The 8377-nt window shown below is 48.3% G+C and carries 6 protein-coding genes; 4 read left to right on the top strand and 2 right to left on the bottom strand.

Features of this window, described 5'->3' with window-relative positions; translation table 11 throughout:
- The first annotated feature begins 3 nt into the window (after positions 1-3).
- From Q0986_RS16065 to Q0986_RS16075, 3 genes are all read left to right on the top strand, one after another.
- Complete coding sequence (locus Q0986_RS16065; protein ID WP_299412512.1) at positions 4-1272, top strand: hybrid sensor histidine kinase/response regulator; 1269 nt, start codon at positions 4-6, stop codon at positions 1270-1272.
- The gene (locus Q0986_RS16070; protein ID WP_299412516.1) at positions 1265-2530 is read left to right on the top strand and encodes a diguanylate cyclase; all 1266 of its coding nucleotides are present in this window, start codon (positions 1265-1267) and stop codon (positions 2528-2530) included. The genes Q0986_RS16065 and Q0986_RS16070 overlap by 8 nt, the downstream gene beginning before the upstream one ends.
- Before the next feature lie 71 nt (positions 2531-2601).
- Positions 2602-3660, top strand: coding sequence for a PleD family two-component system response regulator (locus Q0986_RS16075; RefSeq protein WP_299412519.1), 1059 nt, complete (start codon positions 2602-2604; stop codon positions 3658-3660).
- A 27-nt stretch (positions 3661-3687) separates the two neighbouring features.
- Here Q0986_RS16075 and Q0986_RS16080 read toward each other — a convergent pair whose 3' ends face one another.
- On the bottom strand, positions 3688-5700 hold the full coding sequence (locus Q0986_RS16080) for a lipoxygenase family protein (protein WP_299412523.1): 2013 nt from the start codon (positions 5698-5700) through the stop codon (positions 3688-3690).
- A gap of 746 nt (positions 5701-6446) precedes the next feature.
- Here Q0986_RS16080 and Q0986_RS16085 point away from each other — a divergent pair.
- A complete protein-coding gene (locus tag Q0986_RS16085; protein ID WP_299412526.1) occupies positions 6447-7010 on the top strand; it encodes a Uma2 family endonuclease in 564 nt (187 codons plus the stop codon).
- A 17-nt stretch (positions 7011-7027) separates the two neighbouring features.
- Here Q0986_RS16085 and Q0986_RS16090 read toward each other — a convergent pair whose 3' ends face one another.
- The gene (locus tag Q0986_RS16090) at positions 7028-8158 is read right to left on the bottom strand and encodes a THUMP domain-containing protein (protein ID WP_299412529.1); all 1131 of its coding nucleotides are present in this window, start codon (positions 8156-8158) and stop codon (positions 7028-7030) included.
- Positions 8159-8377: the final 219 nt, after the last annotated feature.

Below are 8377 nucleotides of genomic sequence, written 5' to 3' on the forward strand. Positions count from 1 at the left end.
ACCATGTCTAAACCTGTGATTGTCTGTGTTGATGATGAAACCGCTGTCTTAGATAGCCTCAGAAGAGAGCTATCAGAGACCTTTGAAGAGAGTTGTGATATCGAAACGGCAGTGGGGGGGCTAGATGCCATTACCCTCGTGCAAGAGTTAGTGCAAGAGCAATGCGATCTGCCTGTGATCATTGCCGATTACCTGATGCCTGATATTAAAGGGGATGAGGTATTGCAGCGGGTCCATCAACTTTCACCGCAAACCTTAACCATTATGCTGACCGGGCAGGCCAGTGTGGATGGCATTACCCATGCCATTAACACAGCTCAGCTCTATCACTATATTGCCAAGCCTTGGCATCCCGCTGACTTGCAACTCACGGTACGAGAGGCACTCAATAGCTATCAGCGAGAACAACAAATTGTCGAGTATCAGCAGACCTTAGAACGCAAAGTCCAGGAACGCACCCAAACCCTAACCCAAACACTTCATGAGCTGGAAGCCACCCAATCTGAGCTGATCCGCTCGGAAAAAATGGCGGCCTTGGGACAGTTAGTGGCGGGGGTTGCCCATGAAATCAATACACCTGTGGGCAATGCCATTTTGGCAGCGTCGGTCCTCAATAGTGAAACGACAACCTTTTATCAGACCTACCAGGACGGTGCCCTTAAGCGATCGACCCTGGGGAACTATGTGGACATCGCCCACGAGAGTAGTGACCTGATTCTGCAAAATCTCAAAGGAGCCGCTGCTCTGATTCAAAACTTCAAACAAGTGGCTGTCGACCAAACCAGTCATGAGAAACGTCGATTTCAGATCATCCCTTATATTGAAAGTGTATTGACGAACTTAGAGCCCAAACTCAAACAAACCAGCCATACGGTAACGGTATCAGGAGATGCTGCGCTCAAAACTATCAATTATCCAGGAGCCCTCTCTCAAGTCGTGACAAATTTGGTGATGAACTCTATCCTGCATGCCTATCAACCTGGCGAAGCAGGACAGCTGCAATTTGACTTAACGCAACAGCAGAATCGACTGATCTTGTTATATACCGATGATGGCTGTGGTATTCCCATCGAGCATCAATCGAAGATTTTTGAACCCTTTTTCACGACAGGTCGAGATCGGGGCGGTAGCGGTTTGGGGCTACATATTGCCCACAATTTAGTGACTCAAACCTTACAGGGCAACCTACACTGTCAGAGCACTCCCACAGAAGGAACGCGATTCATTCTGAATCTACCCTTGAACCTAGAAAATGATGCCACCTATGTCTAAGGATCCGCAACTTACCCGCATCCATGCCTTCTCAGACCTAGAGGATGAACTCAGGTTTTTGGATGAATCCTTTGCTCAAATCAGTGACAACGAAGTCTCCCACGGTTGGAAAATTATTGTTGTCGACGATGAAGAACAGGTGCATGCGGTTACCCGTTTAGCCCTTAAAAACTTCAAATTTGCGGATAAATCCCTGAAAATCCTGTCTGCCTATTCCGGTGAAGAAGCCCAGAAACTCCTGGATGAGAATCCAGATACAGCGGTGCTGTTATTGGATGTGGTGATGGAAACGGATGAGGCTGGGTTGGAGCTGGTCAAATACATTCGGGAAAATTTACATAACCTATTTGTCCGGATTATTTTGCGCACGGGCCAACCGGGCATTGCCCCTGAAAAGTCTGTGATTGAGGGCTACGATATCAATGACTATAAAACTAAAACAGAGTTAACGCAGCAAAAGCTATTTTCCTCCATTATTACAGCGATTCGCTCTTATCGAGATTTACTGACGGTGGAAGAGAGTCGCCAACAAATTGCCTTGCTGAATCGGCAATTAGAAGAAGCCAAACAAGATTTAGAGCAGAAGGTCCAAGAGCGAACTCAGGCATTGCAGCAGCAGACCTTAGCCTTAGCAGCCAAGAATCAGCAATTGGAGCAAGAAATTCAGGCCAAACTCTATGCTCAGCGAGCCTTAGAAGCCACAAATAAGCAATTGGATGAAGCCAATCAGCAACTCTCTCTGCTCGCCAATCATGATGCCTTAACAGGGCTGGCAAACCGCCGCCGATTTGATGAATATCTCCAAACCATTTGGAAGCAAATGCTGCGGGAACAGCAACCCTTAACCTTACTGATTTGCGATATCGACTATTTCAAACAGTACAACGATACTTACGGTCACCTAGAAGGGGATATTTGTTTGAGAACAGTGGCTCAGAAAATTCATCAAGTCATTGTTCGCCCCCTAGATTTAGTTGCCCGATTTGGCGGGGAAGAATTTGCCGTTGTGCTGCCCAACACAGACCTGGCGGGTGGACAAGTGGTAGCCAATAAGTTGCAACAGGTGATTCACCAGTCTCAATTGCTCCATCAATCCTCAAGGGTGAGCCAATTTGTGACCATTAGTATTGGCGGGGCATCCTTGCGATCGCATGCTAACCAACCACTCTCAGATCTGATCCATCGTGCCGATCAAGCCCTCTATCAAGCCAAACAATTAGGTCGCGCTCGGGTCGTCGTCTTACCCTCATCGGAGTAGCAACACGTAGGATTAACCAGACGTCTGGGCACACTGGGTGTAACGCGTGTTTTCAGCCTGAAGAGATGGCCATGCAAGAAATCAATACTCAATCGTTGCCCCTTGCGGATGTTTCCCGATCCGCCTCTCCCATCGGTGCAAACCCAGATCGTCCAGTGATCTTGATTGCTGAAGATGATCGGATGACGCGGGCCATGATCAGCCATATTTTGGCCAATGATGGTTATCGAGTAATTGAAGCCGAAGATGGTGAAACCTGCTTAGCTGCCTATCAGAAGACCCCACCCAATCTGGTTCTCTTGGATGCCATGATGCCGGGCATGAATGGGTTTGAATGCTGTAGCCAAATCATGAAATTACCGGACAGCATATACACACCTATCTTGATGATTACAGGATTAGAAGACCAAACGTCCGTCGATTGGGCCTTTGATGCGGGAGCCTCTGACTATATTACAAAACCAATCCACTGGCCCGTTCTCAGGCAACGGGTTCGCATTCAGCTAGAGAGAACTCAGCTTTATCGAGAACTAGAAGAAGCCAATCAAAAACTGACGCACCTTGCTTCCATTGATGAGTTAACCCAACTACCTAATCGTCGGGTCTTTTCAGAAACCCTCCATCGAGAGTGGCGACGGTTATCCAGGGAAAAACAGAATTTATCTTTAATATTGGCTGATATTGATTGTTTTAAGGCCTATAACGACACCTATGGCCATCTATTTGGAGATAATTGCTTGTTTCAAGTTGCCAGTACCATCAGACAATGTGTGAAGCGTCCGGCTGATATTCCTGCTCGCTATGGTGGCGAGGAATTTGCCGTGATCCTACCCAATACGCCCTTAGAGGGAGCAGTGCATGTGGCCAAAGGAATTCGCCGAGCCATCCACACCCTAGCTATTCCCCACAAGAATTCTCTCAATAGCCCCCACATCACCCTCAGTTTGGGCGTTGCCAGCGTGGTTCCCGATGTGCAATCGATGGGTTCAGAAACGCTGTTGATCTTGGCCGCAGACAAAGCCCTGTATCAGGCTAAAACAGAGGGACGCGATTGCATCAGATGCGATCACACATTGTCGTCAGGTTCAGTCGATCCCTCTGTCTCTGAATCATCCGTAAAGCCTGAATGAGCCCTCGGGGACTCAACCCGACATCCGTTAAATATTGATGCTTTGGGGAATCTTGTTCGGATGCAGAAAATCATAAAAGGTCGGACGACGACTGTTGCGATCCTCAATCTCAATGCCGATGGCATCTAATCGCTGCTGAAACGCCTGTAATGGCGCTTGCACCCTCGCATCACTAAAGTGGGTGTCTCCATATTCACCCAATTGTGTGTAATAAAGAGACCCTAACAGGTACGTCATATCCATTTGGTTTTCCGCCTGTTTCAAGGATGGGAGCAGCTTAACGTAGTCTTGAACACTTGCCTGGGTCGAGCTGGGAGCAGGATGGTATCCAGCCAAGGGCAAATTGGGGATATAGGTCATATAGGCGGCTTGGGAAAAGTTGACCGCCGCATGTTGCGCACTCCCGGTAAAAATAATCAGGGTCACCATATCAGTCAGGTACGCTTTAGTGCGCAGACTGGGTGTCTCCTGGGCCGATGAGGTCTCACCAATATCCGTCACCCGTCCCCCGTCTTCAGCGATCATTTCGGCCAGCCAGGCTTGGAGCTCAGTATCCGCCACTACATCCTCATCGCTAAGGTAGTACAAATCTAGATAGCTGGCGACCCAATCATGAATCGCACCCCAAACTAACAACGCATCATCTCGATAGGGATAATCAGGGAGCTGCTCGGCATTATCTACCCCTCGTTTGGCTAGCATAGCGGGTAGCATCGAGTCATTGAAACCATAGGGAAACCCTTGCACGGCCTTTAAACTGAGTGCCTTGGACGATTCAATGGTGCCCGACATCACGGCATCTACAGTGCCACCATCATTGATCAGGCCGGAAATGGCTGCATTGTTGATAAAGAGGGTGCCTTCGAAATGGGGCCGTAGCAACACACTCAAAGGATGATTGGCGGCCAATTGGCGATAGGTGGCCACCACGATGGGCTCAATTAACAGGTGAGTGCGTCCCAAGTGAGAAATAAGCTCATGGTAGTTACCATCGGCAATTTGGACAATGGTTTTTGCCATCAACCAGGCCCATTGCTCAGACTGAGGACTCTGGTCAGCGGGTGGCGTAAAAATAGGATTTTCAGGACCCGGTTGCTGCTGACATTGAATGGCCACGGCCACCAGCGATCCACTCCCGGTTGCTGGAACCGCAAACAGGGCTAACGGCGCATAGACATACTTCTGGGTATCGGGAAAGGTGCCCGCTTCCAGCTGGTCGAGCACAGCATAATCCGTGAGGTAGAGCCGCCCTTCCTGGCCCGCTTTCTGGAGAGAATCGGCGCTTCCCATCACCGCCTGATACTGTTCGTTTGTGACCGGAAAATGGTCTGGCAAGATCTGGCATTGCTCTAGAACGAGCGGGTTAGCACCCGCCACGCGTTGTGCCACAAAGGCGCGATCGGTCCAAAATTGATGACTGATGCAGGGCAAATAAATGATTTGAAAGAGATCATTGTAAGCCTGAAAGAGCGTTGCGTAATCTGACAAACTGCCTTGAATTTGCTTGCCTTGCATATCAAGCGCATGGCGATCCAACTTTTCCTGCTCTTGGGTATGGTCTCTCGGCTCTTGAACTTCTGAAATTAAGGCTCCTAATAAGGATGGATTGGCAGCTCCTCCATCCATGGTAGGTGGAGGCATCGTCGGCTGCGTAGGGGATGGCTTGCGATCTCGTAACCGTTGAAACCACTGAATAATGGGGAGGACTCGTGCGAGCAGAAACTTTAAGAAATCATCTCGCTTAGGGTTATTTAAATAGCGGGCGATCCGAGTGAGCCAGGCAAATCTGCGGAGTTGGCGAGCTGACCCTGTTTCCTGGACATCTTGTAAGGCTTGATTGGCATCAATACGTAGGAGTAAAGATAAGGCACCTTGAATCCAGTCAAATTTGCCAAGGGATTGATCTTGGGGAGGGACTTGGTCGGCCATCGCCCCACCGTTGAGATAGGTATAGTTGTATTGATATTTCTGGCGAGCTGCCTTTAAAGCAGTTTGACGTTGAAAGGGTTTGGGATCGTTTTGAGGCAGAGAGATATCCATAGGACCTGACGTACAAGATAATAATAAAAGTGGACTTCAATCAGTTGGGATGCGTTACTTTAGTGCTTCTTGTAGGAGACGATTGGTAATGAATAAAACCATTGATAGTGATCCGTGAGGTTCACCCTTCGGAGGCTTAATCACATGGATGAAAATCGATGTCAATCAAGTCACCTTTAGATCTTTGATAGATGGAGTTAAGTGTCTGCAAGAGAGCGATTAATCAATAGGTCTAGAGAGAACCTATTTCACTCTTTAGGATGCATCTTTTATCGTCGTTATAACATGATCAATATCACAGTTTCTCTGTGAAATTTTTATGATTTCATAGTCTCTTTTATATTCTGAAATAATTGATATAAAAGAGAAGGAGGCAATTAGTCAGTATTTTTGGTGGGACTATAGCTGGGTATTTTATAATCTCTTACGGAATAAAAATATAAACTTAACAGAATTCGTAAAATCAGCGAGTCAAGCCCACAAAATGGGTTGTAGATTCCTTCTATTGATCTATCTGCTGGTGAGATGATTTTTACGAAAGTGTGATGATTCTTTGCGATGGCCACGGGCCGGTCGGAAACCATCGCACCCGTTAGCAATGATGGATAAATCACAAAACTACCTTGTCACTGCCAAAATCCTCAATCAGGTTTAAAGATCTTCGAAGCGGCCACAGCTCCATATCGCTAAAAATCGCCAGTTTCGCAGCTCAGGATTAGGATAGAAGCAGCATCAGAATATCCACCATGGTACACATCTCTGCTCAACCCCTAACGCTAGACACCTTTTTGCAACGATCGGAGACCCAGCCTGCCAGCGAATTTATCCATAATCAGATCACGCAGAAACCGATGCCACAAGGTGAACATAGTACCTTGCAAAGTGAATTAGTGAATGCCATTAATGCAGTGGGTAAACCCCGTCGTATGGCCTATGCGTTTCCCGAGCTTCGCTGTGTGTTTGGCGGAGCTGCTATTGTCCCTGATATCGTTGTATTTCGCTGGCCACGGATTCCACGGACCGCCTCAGGGCGAATTGCTAATCGATTCGAGATCTGTCCCGATTGGGCGATTGAGATCCTTTCGCCTGAGCAAACCCAAACGAAGCCTTTAGAAAAACTCCTACACTGCATTGATCACGGTACGGAATGGGGGTGGTTGTTAGATCCAGAAGCCGACAGTATCCTCGTGATTTCTGCGGACTCCCGTATCAAGCTATATCAGGATCTTGATCCCTTACCGCTGTTGCCGGAGCTGGAACTCGTATTGTCTGCAAACGATATCTTTAGCTGGCTATCCTTACCGGAATAGCGGTTCAGAACCGATGGTTAACGATATAGCTCGTACTTTAAGAACTGACAGGGAATCGATCCGTTATTGACGGCTGTTCGCTGACAAGATTTAAGACCAATAGACTGAGACAGCGCTTTATTCCCGCTGAGAACAAAGACTGTCCAGCCTTTAAAGCGCTGCTTAAGGATTTGTCCCAACTGACGATAAAAACTGCCTAATTCCTGCGCATTACCCAACCGTTCGCCATAGGGTGGATTGCAAATCAAGATGCCGCTATCAGTAGGTGGTTCAATATCCTGTAAGTCGATAGGTTCGAACCAGATATGGTCTGCGACGTGGCAATTTTGAGCATTGAGACGAGCCTGTTCAATGACATCAGGGTTGCGATCGCTGCCCCAAATCGGCATCGGCAGTTGAGTCCGTTGTTGCTTCCGAGCTGCTGTCTGCAAGGATTGCCAGAGAGACGGATCAAAATCTGGCCAGGTTTGAAACCCAAACTGTTGTCGAAAGAGGCCTGGGGCGACGTTTAAACCCTGTAGACAGGCTTCTAGGGGCAGGGTGCCAGACCCACACAGCGGGTCCATAAAAGCTGATTCGGGTTGCCAACCTGACAGGCGAATAAGAGCAGCAGCTAAGGATTCCTTCAAGGGCGCAGTCCCTACCGCTGGACGATATCCCCGTCGATGTAAGCTGCTGCCAGAACTATCGAGACTGACCACGCAGCGATCGCGATGCAGATGCACGTTGATCCGCACATCGGGGGTTTGGGTATCGATGTGCGATCGCGCCCTAAACTGCTGGCGTTGCTGATCGACAATCGCATTTTTGACCTGCAGCGCGGTGAAATGACTGTGGTTAAGCTGCTGCGTTTTCCCCGTGGCATCGACGGCCAATGTGTAGTCTGGGGTTAAATAGTCCTGCCAAGGTAACCCTTGAATCCCTCGATAGAGATCCTCTGCCGTTCGACAAGGGAAGGCTTCGAGTCTCAGCAAGATGCGAAAAGGGAGTCTGGCCCAGAGATTCACGTGGTATAGCAATTTGCGATCGCCCTGAAAAGCCACCCCACAAAATCCTGGCTCAACGGACGTTGCCCCCAGTTCTGCCAGTTCTTGAGCGGCTAAGGACTCTAATCCTCGGGCAACGGTTGCAAAATATTGCCTGGACATAAACGGGGCCTCTCTCTCTAAAGTTGGTGGCAGAATCACCCAGATGTCCACAACATCGCTTTGCCTATTGAAGCATCTTGTTGCATTAGCTTATTCCTTCTCCGCAAAGGAGATAGTGTGGATAGCCCTGAACAGGATAAAATTCAAACTGGATAGGCTTTGGTTTATCTTGCTATTCGTTTCGGAAAACTAACCCATGATTCATGAAGTGTTTATGCC

The organism is Acaryochloris sp. IP29b_bin.148 (genome assembly GCF_028285565.1).
Taxonomy (GTDB): Bacteria; Cyanobacteriota; Cyanobacteriia; order Thermosynechococcales; family Thermosynechococcaceae; genus Acaryochloris.